The organism is Salipaludibacillus sp. CF4.18 (assembly GCF_051262595.1).
GTDB lineage: Bacteria > Bacillota > Bacilli > Bacillales > Salisediminibacteriaceae > Salipaludibacillus > Salipaludibacillus neizhouensis.
In genome coordinates this window covers 1-14610 of the sequence record NZ_JBIMEV010000003.1, presented here as the reverse complement: position 1 = coordinate 14610, position 14610 = coordinate 1, and the positions used below count along the sequence as shown (strand labels likewise).

Sequence of the window (14610 nt, the reverse complement as noted above, 5' to 3'; positions counted from 1 at the left end):
AAAAACCTATTAGGAGGCCTCTTCTCCCAATAGGTTTTTAAAAGTTTTATTTTCTAGTTGCTTTTAAGACTACAGAATATGACTTTTTGTCAGCTTATTCATTGGAATCTGTAATATTTTTTATTTCTTCAGGGGAGAGGAGACCTTCATAAATTTGCAGATCATCCATTAACCCTTGATAAGGGGTATCCCAATAATTTACACCTAAGCCAAATTTCGCTGAAGTATTCGTGAATACATTTGGAAAATCAGAACCTGTGTATTTCTCTTCTCCATTAATATATATTTGAATGTTTCCGTCTGCTACTGTGAAAGCGAGATGGGTCCATTCATCAGTTCCTATCGTCATCTCAGTATTGGCATCATACCAAGTTGAACTGCCTGACCAAACCATCGTATTTTTAAGATCATCTGTCCCAGATGGAAGGAGGCTAATCCAGTTGTTTGCATCCGTCGCACCGAAGAAAGCGGTCGTGAACGATGTTAAGGATTCAGGCTTTAACCAAAGTGATACCGAATAAGCGTCGCTGGAAATAAGCCCATCTGGTAAACGAACCCCGGAATTGCCATCGAAGGCAGCTGCTTGCCCTAGTTGACCATCTTCAAATGTGATCGTACCACCTGAATTATCAAGTCTATCACCAGTAGACGCACCTGAATCGAAGTTACCCGTGCTTTCTTCAAGACCATTTTCAAACGGATAATGCGCGACTAAGCCAGCTTCTTTCATTGGTAAAACGGTGAGATCAAAATTTCTAGTTTCGGAGACGTCACCTTTTGTGATTGTTGCTGTAAGCGTCGCTGTCGCAAAGTCAGCATCAACATCTGGTCGGTTGATTTCACCTGAATCCGTGACAACAGTTTCGTCAGAAGTTTCCCACGTAATCTCTGAATTGCGAGTACCTTCAACGGGAAGGGTTACGTTAGAAATAACATTATCGATGTCACCGAGACTTAAATCATTTACGACATCTTCGACAATCTCTCCGTCTGTTTTATCAAGCATTTTGCTGCCCCAAACAGTGACGCCTTCCTTAGACATAGCCGTAAATGTCATCACGTAACTTTCCGAGCTATGGTCCCATTGTTCGATAAATAGGCCATCATAAGTCACGTTATCAATCGTGATTTCTGCTTGATTGTGACTGGTTTTTTTCCAAGAACCTTCCACTGCACCAGATATTTTGTTATTTTTGTTTAAAGAAATGTAGGAGGCTTTTTCGAGATCCCCAGTAATTCCGCTTCCATGATTGATATACTGATAGTCACCGATCAAGTCCTGCCGGTTTACCTTAGCAAGTTCTTCCCCTGCATAACGATAAGGGGCGGCCACTAGCCATCCTTCTTTGTTCTCAAACATTTGGTGAACACGAAGCTCATGCATTTCACCTTTGTCAGGGAATCGTGTATGAAAAACTAAGAATCTTTTTCCAGTATCGGGATCTGTAAAGATAGAGTTGTGACCAGGAGACATGTAACCGTAGCCATTTCCAGACCCAGGATCGCCGACTTTTCTTTCAAATAAGAAGTTGCCCATTAATTTATTTCCGTGATCAGCATGTTCCAGAGAATCAGGTTTGTTTCCCGGAATTCCATTGTCTAATGAATCAGGTAAAATAGCCGGATCTCCAGCAGCATCTACATATGGACCTTCAGGATTCTCAGAACGGAAGGATCTCATTTGATACCCACCGTCGGCACCTAACCAGCCATATGTAACATACAAGAAGTAATAGCCAGTTTCCTCATCATAGTTTACGTATGGACCCTCACCTGAACGACCATATCCACCAGATATTTTAGTTCCAAAATAGCGGTCTATCATTCTACCATCTTCTGTCACACCATCTTTACCAGGATAGATTGGTTGACCGGTAGTCGGATCTACTTCGAGAATGAATATCCCACCTGCCCAAGAGCCGTAAGTCATCCACATCTTTCCGTCTTCGTCAAAAAACAAGTTAGCATCAATTGAATTGGTGAAATCATTGTAGTTGTATCCACCATTATCTAGAAACCATTCATCTCTTATTCCTTCAATCGTACCATCTTCAATAAGGTCTGGAAGATTGGTATTTTTCCAGTTTTTATTTACATCGCTACCAGCATCTTTTATATCTTCTTTCTCATGGAAATCAGAATACATAATGGTATCGACGTAATTATATGGACCTTCTACATCTTTAGATACAGCATAACCGATGGCGGATCGTATATATGTTGATGAGGCACTGTAATACATCATATATGCGCCAGTTGAACCGTCTTCATGTTCGTAATGTTCATTCCAAACGGCTTCTGGTGCCCAAACAGCAAAACCACCGGCACTATCCGAGTCATCTTCACCTGCCCATTCAAACGAACCAGCTAAGTTTTCAGATAAGTCACCATATAAAGTGTTATCAGGGGTTGTATATCCGTTCGTAAAATTAGACCATTCCATTAGATCAGTTGATTTCGCAGCATCAATATGAGTACCGAAAGCATAATACGTATCTCCGGCTTTAATAATAGAAGGGTCATGAACGGAAGCCTCTTGAAAACTAGGCACCTCCTTTTGATTTTCTTGGTTGGGCTTATTGCTATTGGCATTATTTTTACCACTATAGCCTTGACTAAACACCGTAATAGGAATAATTAATAGTAATAGAAATAAAATAAGCCCTATTCTCTTTTTAGTTGTTTTTTGCATTCTACTTTCTCCTCTCTATAAAACAAAATGTAAACGCGATCATTTCTTTACACAAAAGTCCTTACCTTCATAAAATCGAATCTCTTCCCTCCTTATTCAAAATTCAAGTAGAAATTAAAACATAAACATATTAATATATTTATGAATATATTAACGATACTATAAGTTGAAAGAACTAACAAGGGGAAAAATCACTTGATACAAGTACCTATATGGTTTATACAAACATTAACTATATCTTGAGACATTTAAGTTCCGAAAGAAATAAGCCTTTTTACGAAAAAGAGCTTTAATTTTGTGGTTTTGTTAATAGTAAAGGAAATGATTTTAGAGGAGGTTAAAAAAGATGAATTATGCAGGAGATTCTTTACACGGCATGATATATCTTTACTAATGGATTCTCTGAGTTAAATTACGGATTTTTTATTTGCCAAGATGTATAGATGAGGTAAATGAATAAATCAAAGCAATACATAATAATCCAGATGAAACTAAGTCTATTAAGTGCGTGAAGATTAAATAAAAGTGGAAACTCAGATAAGTAAGTATGAGTAAACATAAAAACTTTTAATTCACGTAAATACAAAGTTATACTATTGTCGGCAATAAGCCAGATAAAATGAACAAAAACTATGGCTATAGTATGAATGAGAAAGAGATTTTTTCGGTAATTTACATACGAATATAAATCTTCATTCATGACGGATCGGTGATTAGTGAATTTAGATAAAAGATATTTATCGAGACGCTGAATATCAGCACTTCCTAAAGTCATCGCATAGACGATAAACAGGATTATAATGATTTGAAACAAGGAAATATGTTTTGTTATATAGTAGTCAATGAAAACCAAACCAAACTGGAAAATCGTACAAAAGATAATCAAGGTCAAGAACAATCGATTTAGTCGGACGAATCGAAGAGTATAGCGATTAAAAAGGAATATACCTAAAAAAATCCAAGTAAGCCCTTCAGATATAACAAAAAATAGCCATTCATTCACATATAAATAGGACAAGTAATCCACCTCACTGTTAGTGAAAGTGTATGTCCATATTGTTTACAGTATGTTCATTAGATTAATGCAAAGGTATACAATTTAGGTTGCTAAAAGTATATGCAAGAAATTGTATTAACTTAGAGTAAACCTTACAAATTATAGATTGTGAATAATCTATATTTAATTTCATTTAATCCTAATTTGCTCTCCACATCATCCTCATCTTTTACATATTCCTTAAGGGATTCAACTTCTAGTTCGAGTTCATGGTAATAATCAATTGTACCCAACATTAATAGTTTCAACTTCTGTTTTTCATAATTCTTCTGAAATTTGTTCACATTCGAAAGTGCACCATCCCATTCTTCCTTATCAATCTGCTCGTACAGATCATTAATATCGTTGAAGAGTGCCTCGTCCGTTTTGGATTGGAAAATCTCAGCTGTAGAACACCCAGAAAGCATGCATAAAGTCATCAACAATCCCAGACAAAGAATTAAAATTTTTCTAGTCAAAGTAAACACTCCTTAAATTAGTAAATGATGTATGTTTCTTTATAGATTGCCCAATAATGGAAAAATAGTACGTATATATAAAATAAGGGGGAATAATAGTGACTGAAATAGGAACAGTCGTTATAAGAGGGATACTTGGGTTTATCGTGTTATTTATTTTAGCAAGAATGATGGGCAAAAAGCATTTGACCGATATGACCTATTATGAATATATTGTCGGAATTGCTATCGGTAGTATTGCTGCGGAACTAACTTTCGGAACGCAAGTAAGAGTATCTAATTTTATTGTTGGGATGATCGTTTGGGCTCTCTTACCAATGATTATTTCACAAATAGAAATGAGGTCATTTGGATTTAGGAAATTTTCAGAAGGTAGTCCGACAGTCTTAATCGAAAAAGGGAAAGTTTATGAAAAAAACTTAAAAAAGGTAAGCTTAACAATTGATGAACTCATGATTCATCTGAGACAGAAAGATGTGTTTAAATTATCCGATGTTGAATCAGCGGTCATGGAGAAAAATGGTCAAGTAAGTGTGATGAAACAAAGTAGTGTCCAGCCAATAACGTCTAAAGATATGGGGATGCCGGTCAAGCCAGAACATCAACCTCGTATCGTTATTATGGATGGAAACTTGATGCAAAAAAATTTAAGTGAGCTCGGATACAATCAAGAATGGCTTTTAAATGAACTAAACAACCAAGGAGCAAATTCATTTTCTGAAGTATTTCTTGCGCAAGTAGATTCAAAAGGGAATGTATATATTGATTTATTTAATGATCAACTTGAAATGTCGCAAATAAAACAGAAACTATTATTAGCTGCAAATATAAAACAACTACAAACAAATTTAATGAATTTCTCTTTACAAGCTGAGAATGAAGAAGCGAAAGAGATGTATAAAAATCAGGCGCAAAACATGGAAACTTTGCTAGATAATATGACAATGTATTTAAAAGAGTAATGAGGTTATTTATACAAAGCTTTTTTAGCCATTAGTTTAGAAAAAGGACGATGGAATCTGCATGGAATACGTTTGCTCGTTGAAGAGTATCCTTTTTTAATGGAGTTCCTTCAATATAATGAACATTTTTCTGATCTAAAGGTGATTCCTTCATTTGATCAATGATAACAATGGAAACCTGTGGATTTTCAACAACCATCTCTTCTATTGTAATTTTTGTTTTTTGAGACCAATTGATCAAAACGATATGATTTTCCCCGGAGTAACCCAGTATTTCCATCTCCTTTAATTCTTGATAGTTATTAAGTAAGTCAATCCATTTAGCGATCATAATGGCAAAAAAACCAACGCCGACGATATAAAGTAAGATACTGTAAAGCTTACCTAAAACTGTTTCAGGAGCAAAATCTCCGTAACCTACTTGAGAAATAGTTGACATAACAAACCAAAAACCATTAAATAGAGAATTAAATTCAGTTGGTTCTAATAAATACATGATTAGTGAACTTATAATGATAAAATCGAAACCGCTTACTATCAGAATCCAGTGCTCTATATTGATGGTTTTATCAAGAACTTTTTTAATCAGGCTAAAAATCATCGTTTTTCTCCCTATTGAATGAATGGCGAGGCAAAGGTCTGTGAAAAGACCTTTGCTACATCATTCCGAAAAATGTTTACTTATCATTTGTCATACAAATTTGTACGGTGCTCCGCTCGCTTATCCGCCTCGTCAGCTCTTTGCTGTGCTTCTTTATCCTCATGATCCGCCAGTTTTGGGTCATATTCAACATCTTCATTTTTACCTACAGGCAAGTCGTCTTCTAAAAAGGAAGCAACGGCACCTTCATGTTCCTTGTTACGTTTATAACCTTTGTCAAGTTGCCCGGCATTTTCAATATCTCCAGACATGGTATATCCTTCTATTTCAACATTTCCAGTTGTTCCGTAAAGTCCCATCCCCCCTAAATCCGCGGTGAGATTTTCGTGATTCTTGTCTTTATTTTTATCTTTAGCCATGTGAGTACCTCCTTTAATCATACAAACACAATGTAATACACCTTATTGTCCTTCATCTAACCGGTGAGTATACATATAGAGGAAAATGTCTCCTTTATAGTCATTTATTCAAATCTTTAATGTGATTTTTCATTCTTTTCTTCATATGCTACTAATATAATCTCTTTATTCGAATCACTTCGCAAATCCTTCTCAAAAAATTCGAGATCGTTCAACTGCTCAGGACTAAGATCCGCTGCCGTAAATCGTTCTGGTTCTTTGTTTTCCACAATTAGTTCCTCCTTTATAAGGTGTGTAAAAACCATAACTTATTATTAGTTTGAAGATATGTTTCTATACTTGAATTCGCTCATTCTAATGGAGATTAACCGGTGAGTCATATACTATATAATCAGGAGGGGAGAGGCGACAAAATTAAAGGTTATGGAAGGAGTGACGAGTCATGATGGTTCAAGAACAAGATGAGACTCCTAAAATCATCATTTCAGGAGCCAATAGTGATTTAGCGAGACATTTAATCAAAGAGTTACAACAAGATTTCCAGATCGTTGCACTCGCAGCGTCTGTTCCGAAACAAGAATTATTTTGTAAGAATATCATTTGGCGATCCTGTAATCCTTTGATGTTATGGGAAGTAGAGCACTGCATAGAAGAAGCTGATTATGGTATTTATTTTGTGCAATCATTACATACAATCAATCATTTAACACAAGCAAGGACGGAAGATCTGAATATCATTGCTGCTGATAATTTTGCACAGACGGCCAAGAAAAATAGATTGAAAAAGATTATTTATATTCGTTGTCCAGTTGCGGGAGAACAGAAAAATTCCAGGAACGTGATAATACAAGATGAAGCGGAAGCTGTTATGCGCTCATACGGTATTCCTGTAACGACTTTGAGAACAGATGCCACCGATGAAGAATCAGTATCATTAAATGAAGTTACCCTCGAACTAAAAAAGAATTTAAGTAACAAACGTGTTGGTGATAAGCAGTTAGGTACAAGTCGTCATGAAAAAGATAAGATATCCAAGTCCATTGTTAATGAAAATCATTCTGTATGTTCTGTGCAAAAATTACCGTTGCCAGATAGAAAGAATGCACAGTGGATGGCTTTTTACTATATGGAATGGTTGTCAAAATCGTTGAGTCCACTAATTAAGGTGAAACAAGATTTCGATAACAATTGTTATATACATACGGTTTTATTAAAAAAACCTTTGCTGTCATTTAGCTATTTAAAGGATAGAAGTAAACCAGATCATGCTTTATTTACGATAAGTGGGGGGATACTTGCCAAACGTATGCCATTTGAACAAGGTACACTAGAATTCAGAAAAATTCCAGGGGAAGAAGAATGTTTAGCTGCAATACATGATTTTATACCTTCGCTGCCTTGGACTTTTTACCTCATAACCCAAGCAAAAATACACCTGATGGTGATGAAAAGATTCAAGAAAAATTTAGAAAAACTTAGATAAAGTATGTTCAATGAAAATGTAAATAGCATTTACTTGAGCGGAAAGAACGTGGGGGCGGATGAAAGTTTCTGGCCTCTTTTGTGTGCTTCTTTGTTGACCTCATTGATAACTCAATTTTATGGAATATTAGATTAACCAACAACGTCTCTTATAAACGCAAATGAAAAGGGCATACTAGTTATATCATCAGACTTGGAGGTTATATATATGAGTCCAAAAGAGAATGTCTTATCCATTTTCGGATTAGGCGGATTGAATGAAATCGGTAAAAACATGTATGCAGTAGAATTTGGAAACGAAATCATCGTTATCGATTGTGGCATCAAATTTCCTGACGAAAGCTTGTTAGGAGTAGATGTCATTATCCCTGATGTGGCGTATTTAGAAGCAAACAAGGAAAAAGTTAAAGCTTTGGTTGTGACACATGGGCATGAAGATCATATCGGTGGCATCCCATATTTACTAAGAAAAATAAATGTCCCTATTTACGCAACACGTTTTACACTAGGTCTTATTGAATTGAAATTAAGAGAACATAAACTGCTTAGAGAAACAAAATTAATGGAAGTAGACGAAAACTCAAAGGTGGCTTTTCAAGAAATTAGTGTTAGTTTTTTTAAAGAGATCCATAGTATTCCTGATTGTTTAGGAATTGTCCTCCACACAGCACAAGGTAATATCGTACATACAGGAGACTTCAAATTTGATTTAACTCCTGCAAGCACGGAACGTTCTGATCTTCATAGAATGGCTGAAATTGGTAAAGAAGGGGTATTGCTTCTTTTGTCAGAAAGTACGAATGCGGAAAGAAAGGGTTTAACACCATCTGAGCACATCGTAGCTGAGCATGTTGATGAAGCTTTTTTGAAAGCGGAACGTAAAGTGATTCTTTCTACTTTTGCCTCAAATATAAGTCGTGTCCAACAAGTTGTTGACGCAGCAAGGAAAACGGATCGGAAGCTGGCGCTACTTGGAAGAAGTATGGTGAATGTCGTTGCTGTTGCGAGAGAACGTGGCTATTTGGATATTCCCGATGATATGTTAATTGAAGCGAATGAAATTGATGAATTGCCTCCTGAAAAAGTAGCGATTGTATGCACTGGGAGTCAAGGAGAACAAATGGCTGCACTTTCCCGGCTATCCACTGGAAATTTCCGTAATGTAGAAATTTTAGCTGAAGACACAGTTATATTCGCTGCGGGTCCGATCCCTGGAAATGAACGTAATGTCACTCGTATTGTTGATAACTTATATGCACTTGGTGCCCATGTCATTTACGGATCCGGAAGTTCATCAGGCATGCACGTGTCTGGACATGGCTATCAAGAAGATTTAAAACTAATGCTTACACTGATGAAACCGACTTATTTTATCCCTATTCACGGTGAATATAGAATGCTGCACCATCATCGGTTACTAGCAGAACAGGTTGGGGTAGAAAAAGGAAATACATTTATATTGAAAAATGGCGAAGTAGTCGATATTGAAAACAAGGTGGCTCGTCAATCACGGAAAGTTCCAGCGGGAAATACATTCATAGACGGTATAGGAATTGGGGACGTAGAGGATATCGTGTTGCGCGATCGAAAGCAACTTTCGGAAGATGGGATGCTAGTCATCGTTTTGACAATAAGTAAAATAGAAAAGCAACTCATCTCACCACCAGATACGATTTCCCGCGGATTCGTTTATGCAAAAAATTCAGAGGAACTGCTGAAAGAAGTCAATAATCAAATTGCAAAAGCGTTTGAGGAGTTAAAAGCATCCGAGCGAAAAGAATGGAGTATTATTAAACAACATATAAAACGAACAGTTGGAAAGTATTTATTATCTCATACGAGAAAAAGACCAATGATCGTGCCAATTATTATTGAAATATAATCGTCTATCTAGGAACAATAGAAAAAAGTGTTGATTTACGCTGCTCATTTGTAATAAGATCTTCACTTTTTGGAAAAATATAAAAGAAACAACTTATTCCTAAAGGTGGGAACAATTATGCGAATGATCAGTACTATTAGTTTGATGTTAGTCACGCTGTTTATGGTAGCGACGAGTGTTAGTGCACATAATGGGTGGTCTCAAACAAACACTCCAATTGTTGAAATTGGGCAAAAATCCTATATAGAATTACTATTTGGAAATCATTCTGGAGAGCATACTAGCTATCGACTGGACCGCAATTGGGGATTAGAAGACACTAATGTGGAAGTGACTGCCCCATCTGGTGAGGAACAGCAAATTACAGATACATTTTTTTATATGGGAGAAGAAGAAGAGATTGAAGAAAGAATAGGTGTGAACAACTATCACGTAGGTTCTTTGCTAACCGAAGAAGAAGGTATTTATACGATTGCCGCTAAGGGAGATTTCACCTATGGAGATGAAACGGAGCCTACCTTACGCAGCGCAAAATCCTATGTTGCTGCAAGCAAATGCCCATCACTTGAGTCGGTTAAAGATTTTAAAGGATATGACAAACACGTAACCTTAGACAGGGCTGAGATTGTTCCATTGTTCAACCCAACAGCAATTGCACCGGATAACACAGTCTCTGCGCAAGTGATGTTGAAGGGGGAACCTGTTCCTAATGCTGATGTGGCTGTGATCAAAAGAAGTGATTCAAGTGAGGTTCGTGTGAATACGGATGAGGAAGGATTGTTTTCTTGGGAAGTAGGAGAATCGGACTATTACCTTATCCGAGTGGAGTTAGAAGATAGTGATGCCAAATATGAGGCAACAATGACTTATATTGTTTCCGAGAGATTAAGCTTATAGGTGTAAAAAGTAGGACTAGTATGATGAAAAGAAGCTGCAGGAAAAAGTTCGCAAGACAAAACGCTAAAAATTGATGTAAAACATAGCTTAATTCAACGACTTTAACAATAAAATCACCATGTAATTAACACGTGAAAAGCACCTGTTTTGTTCAGGTGCTTTTTTCATATTTAATTTCTCGACCTCTAGGCTCTAAGGAGGGAGTAGTAATGATAGCAATTTCTTATTATCTGGAAAATAAGTTATCTCCATCATCTAGTATTTCAGTTACTTCTATACCTTTTCTTTGTAGTTTTAAATATATATTCTTAATATTCTAGTGAAAAATATAGCGAAACTGGAGCTTCTATGGTAGACACACTTCCTACTTCAATAGTTAAGGGGGACTTCACTATTTCCAATGTCTAGACAGTTTTTAGAGACATTTTTTTAATGTGAGCTTAGAATCCCTCATAATTATTAAATTTTTGTTATAATAGAACAAGAGAGTAGGTGTAACGTATGGCAAAAGTATACACGGGTTTGTTTCATCATTCTGTTAGTGGTGTTTTAGTGAAGGCTACTTATGATAAAAAATTGTTAATAATGACAATAGAAGACGATTTAACAGATGCAAATGAAGATATTTATTTTAATACGGAGAGCTGGATTGAAGAGCATAATGAGCAACGATTTGAGACATATAAATCAGCTCAGCAGTTTTTAAGATCGATGGGGAATGATATTGAATTTAGCAAAGCTTAAATTTGTATTAGATTTCTTCTAATTTAGAGGGGAAAGGCGTGACACCAAGGTGTCATGCCTTTTTTCTTCCTACATTATTTCTCAGAATGTTTTTTCTTATAAAATCGATCTCTAACTTTTCTCAATCTAGCATGATAACGTAAAATGTCTAGCCGAGCTTCTTCTGCTTCCGGAGCGATTGGACGGAGTTTTTCCAGTTCCCAGTAATCTACAATCACATCGAGAACTTGATCAAAGTATTCTAAAGGACCGTAATTTGCTTCCTTTGCAATAATTGACATACGATCCTCGAAGTTTGGCATAACTGTTCCAGGCATTTGAAAGTTTTTGATAACATGTCCCAAATAATAACAATAATTAGGTTCTAATTGAAGATGGTATTTAATGACATCGCGATAAAAAGCATAGTGTAATGTTTCGTCTTTCGCTAAGCGACGAAGCATTGTAGCAAGGTCTTTATCCGGGCCGTTAGCCAATTTAGCGACATTCGTATAGAAAACCATCGTTGCGAGTTCCTGTAGAGTTGTATATACCATAGTCTCAAAAGGTGATTCGAAATCAGGATTAAATCCACTCTCTACCGTTTGTTTATGAAGTTGATGTAAACGCATCGGTTCTACATTGCGAGTAATTAAAAGATAGTTTTCAAGGAGACTTGAATGCTGGTCTTCTTCGGCAGTCCACGTATGAACAAAATCCCGAATAACAGTTAATGAACCTTTGAATGTTTGATCCAAATGGGACGTAAACCAAGGAAGGTTGACCTCAGTTAATAGGGCAGTTTCCACAGCTGTTATTAAATGTCTAGGCAAAGTAACCTGACTTTCGTCCCAGGGCACTCTTTTAAAACTTTTAGCCTTGTCCCACGGTAAAAATTCATGATAGCCCCAATCTATTTTTGCAGCTCTTTTTTTATGATCTTCATACATTTGTATTAACTTCGGTTCCAACCTGAAATCTAAATGATTTGTTAACAAATGGTGTTCCTCCTTCTTGTTTCTTCGAATTCGGATAGTTTATCGCACTACTCAGAAAATAATTCGCTTTCATATTGATTATACAGAAAAATAGCAAAGATATCCATGAAAGCTTGAATGGGGTCAGACCCCCGAGAAACTTCCAGGAAGGAATTTGCAATATGTATGTAGATTTACTCTTGAAACCTTCGGGATACGAAATATATAATAGAAGTAACTAGAAGGACGTGAATAAAAGTGTCTCAACCAAATTGGAAACGAAATTTATATATATTGATGGTATGTCAGTTCTTTGTCATGGGTGCAATGACAATGATCATCCCGTTTTTACCCCTTTATCTCCAAGAATTAGGAGTCACCGATCCTCAATCAATTAGTCGATGGGCCGGGGTAATTTTCGGGGCTAATTTTTTAACCGCTTTTCTATTTGCACCATTATGGGGAAAGCTTGCTGATAAATATGGCCGGAAATCAATGCTGCTTCGATCCGGATTTGGGATGGCGATTGTCATAACGCTTACAGGATTTGCAGTTGGACCATGGTCATTACTTTTACTTCGATTATTGAATGGAATTATCTCTGGTTTTATTCCAGCAGCAATTGCACTAATGTCAATGAGCACGCCAAAAAAAGAAATGGGACATTCATTAGGTATGTTGCAAGCTGGTGGTGTGGCAGGTACAATTTGTGGACCTTTATTAGGTGGAATTATGGCTGATTTAATGGGGTTTCGGATGATCTTTTATGTAACAGGAGTTACTATTTTGATCGCTGCATTTGTCGTGTTGTTGTTTGTGGATGAACAATTTGTGAGAAAAGAAGAAACAGTAAAGACAAAAACAATGCAGGATTTTAAAAAAATTATCTCCACATCCCCCGTTTTATCACTATTTTTCGTGTTTTTTATCGTTCAATGTGCATTAATAGGAATTAATCCACTTTTATCTTTGTTTGTCCAAGAGCTTAGTCCTTCACAAAATGTTGCTTTCTACGCTGGTCTGGCCATGTCGGTGATGGGCTTCGCAAACATGTCTGTAAGCCCGTTTTTAGGCAAACTCAGTGACCGGAAAGGCCATCATTTTGTGTTATTATTTGCACTTTTATTTGCTGCGATTATTAGTTTTCCACAAGCGTTTGTGCAAAGTTATTGGCAATTACTTATCTTCCGATTTCTATTAGGTATTTGTATAGGAGGACTATTACCAGCAATAAATTCGCTTTTACGTCACTTTTCACCAGAAGGGATGGAAAGCCGAACTTATGGTTTTTCTAATAGCTTTATGTATTTAGGGACGATGGTTGGACCGGTCGCAGGTGGATGGATAGCATCAATAGCTGGAATTAGAAGTTTGTTTATTATTTCTTCGGTTCTTTTGTTCCTCAATGTTTTGATTGTAAAATACAAGGTTATCCCTCATATGAAAACGAAGAAAGATATGCCTGGAACGAAAGTTGATAAAGGAGTTAGTATCAAACCCAAATAAAAATTAAATAAGTGAGTGGATATCAATCTCCGCTCGCTTATTTGATAGAGGCCGCTGATAAAGTGAAATTACAAGCTACCTTCACGACGCATTTATCAAGGGAAACCGACCTCCATTCGAGTAGCACCTACACGAACTAAGTAGGTGCTACTCGGGGGCGGCGGAAGCTGACGCTGTATATAACAAAAGACGGCTATGCCGTTTTTCTTATTTTCTGTACACTTAAGTTATATATTTCTCGCGTACTTTTCATCCGGAATTTTCATTAACTGGACATAGAGACTTGTATTGTCGTTGCCTGTGTTTTCAAAAGCCATCTCTTCATTGCTGCCTATTGCTTTAAAAACATCGTCCACAGAAGCAGATACTGTCTCTCCATCGATTGTAAATTCACCATTCCCATGCAAAACCATTAAATAGACAGTTGAACCTGGGTGTTTATGAGCAGGAAGTGATTGACCTGGCTTAAAATTTAAAACAAATGCTGTACTGTCTTTTTCTTTATAAATGATTCGTTTCGTAAATCTATCTTCGCCATATTCTATAAACTCATTCACATTATGTTTTTTCATTTTAAAACCCCTTTTCATTTCTTTATCGTATAAAACTCTTATGGTAACTCTTAAGGAACCTTATAAGGTAATAGTAATACTCTTTTAAGGTAAACGTGGTGATTTAAATCACAAATAATAGGATGTTGGAAAATATTATGTCTGAAATCAAAGACTCGGACCTTGAAACCGGTGCACAAACGTGGAACGATTAAATTAATGCTTTCACTTTATAGTAGTTCCCTTGGGTACCGACCCCCGAAAGTTAGAGTAGAAAATCTAACTTTCGGGGGTGTTTTTATGGCCAAATATAGTGAAGAATTTAAAATAAAGCTCTTCACCGAGTATTTGTATGGGAATCTTGGATACAAATCGTTGTCGAAAAAATATAATATGCCCAGTT

At 36.4% G+C, this 14610-nt stretch carries 13 protein-coding genes; 6 read left to right on the top strand and 7 right to left on the bottom strand.

The features are described 5' to 3' along the window. Positions 1-94: 94 nt before the first annotated feature. Positions 95-2692: a LamG-like jellyroll fold domain-containing protein gene (locus tag ACHABW_RS03000; protein WP_435753987.1), complete on the bottom strand. Its 2598-nt coding sequence runs from the start codon at positions 2690-2692 to the stop codon at positions 95-97. A 1149-nt stretch (positions 2693-3841) separates the two neighbouring features. Further along, positions 3842-4207 (bottom strand): DUF4363 family protein, encoded by a 366-nt coding sequence (locus tag ACHABW_RS02995; protein WP_435753986.1) that lies wholly within the window; start codon positions 4205-4207, stop codon positions 3842-3844. A 98-nt stretch (positions 4208-4305) separates the two neighbouring features. Between ACHABW_RS02995 and ACHABW_RS02990 the strand changes: the two genes are divergently transcribed. Beyond that, on the top strand, positions 4306-5169 hold the full coding sequence (locus ACHABW_RS02990; protein WP_435753985.1) for a DUF421 domain-containing protein: 864 nt from the start codon (positions 4306-4308) through the stop codon (positions 5167-5169). 31 nt (positions 5170-5200) lie between these two features. On the opposite strand, the gene ACHABW_RS02985 is transcribed toward ACHABW_RS02990, so the two are convergent. The 3 genes from ACHABW_RS02985 to ACHABW_RS02975 all read right to left on the bottom strand — a co-directional run bounded on the left by ACHABW_RS02985 (position 5201) and on the right by ACHABW_RS02975 (position 6458). Further along, positions 5201-5770, bottom strand: coding sequence for a potassium channel family protein (locus ACHABW_RS02985; protein WP_435753984.1), 570 nt, complete (start codon positions 5768-5770; stop codon positions 5201-5203). Between the two features lie 83 nt (positions 5771-5853). Next, positions 5854-6189: a YfhD family protein gene (locus tag ACHABW_RS02980; protein WP_435753983.1), complete on the bottom strand. Its 336-nt coding sequence runs from the start codon at positions 6187-6189 to the stop codon at positions 5854-5856. 116 nt (positions 6190-6305) lie between these two features. Next, positions 6306-6458, bottom strand: coding sequence for a hypothetical protein (locus tag ACHABW_RS02975; RefSeq protein ID WP_435753982.1), 153 nt, complete (start codon positions 6456-6458; stop codon positions 6306-6308). A 173-nt stretch (positions 6459-6631) separates the two neighbouring features. Here ACHABW_RS02975 and ACHABW_RS02970 point away from each other — a divergent pair, with 173 nt between their 5' ends. From ACHABW_RS02970 to ACHABW_RS02955, 4 genes are all read left to right on the top strand, one after another. Beyond that, complete coding sequence (locus tag ACHABW_RS02970; protein ID WP_435753981.1) at positions 6632-7672, top strand: hypothetical protein; 1041 nt, start codon at positions 6632-6634, stop codon at positions 7670-7672. Positions 7673-7879: 207 nt separating this feature from the next. Continuing rightward, positions 7880-9553, top strand: a complete 1674-nt coding sequence (locus ACHABW_RS02965) for a ribonuclease J (protein ID WP_435753980.1) — start codon at positions 7880-7882, stop codon at positions 9551-9553. 117 nt (positions 9554-9670) lie between these two features. Further along, complete coding sequence (locus tag ACHABW_RS02960; protein WP_435753979.1) at positions 9671-10450, top strand: DUF4198 domain-containing protein; 780 nt, start codon at positions 9671-9673, stop codon at positions 10448-10450. A gap of 501 nt (positions 10451-10951) precedes the next feature. Further along, positions 10952-11194 carry a hypothetical protein gene (locus ACHABW_RS02955; RefSeq protein ID WP_110935418.1) on the top strand — a complete coding sequence of 81 codons (243 nt, stop codon included), beginning with the start codon at positions 10952-10954 and terminating at the stop codon, positions 11192-11194. 74 nt (positions 11195-11268) lie between these two features. Here the strand turns inward: ACHABW_RS02955 and ACHABW_RS02950 are convergent, their stop codons facing one another. Then, entirely contained in the window at positions 11269-12171 is a 903-nt protein-coding gene (locus ACHABW_RS02950) for an acyl-ACP desaturase (protein ID WP_435753978.1), read from the bottom strand. Between the two features lie 276 nt (positions 12172-12447). On the opposite strand from ACHABW_RS02950, the gene ACHABW_RS02945 reads away from it, so the two are divergent. Then, positions 12448-13656: an MFS transporter gene (locus ACHABW_RS02945; RefSeq protein WP_435754140.1), complete on the top strand. Its 1209-nt coding sequence runs from the start codon at positions 12448-12450 to the stop codon at positions 13654-13656. Positions 13657-13883: 227 nt separating this feature from the next. Here the strand turns inward: ACHABW_RS02945 and ACHABW_RS02940 are convergent, their stop codons facing one another. Beyond that, complete coding sequence (locus tag ACHABW_RS02940; RefSeq protein WP_435753977.1) at positions 13884-14228, bottom strand: cupin domain-containing protein; 345 nt, start codon at positions 14226-14228, stop codon at positions 13884-13886. Positions 14229-14610: the final 382 nt, after the last annotated feature.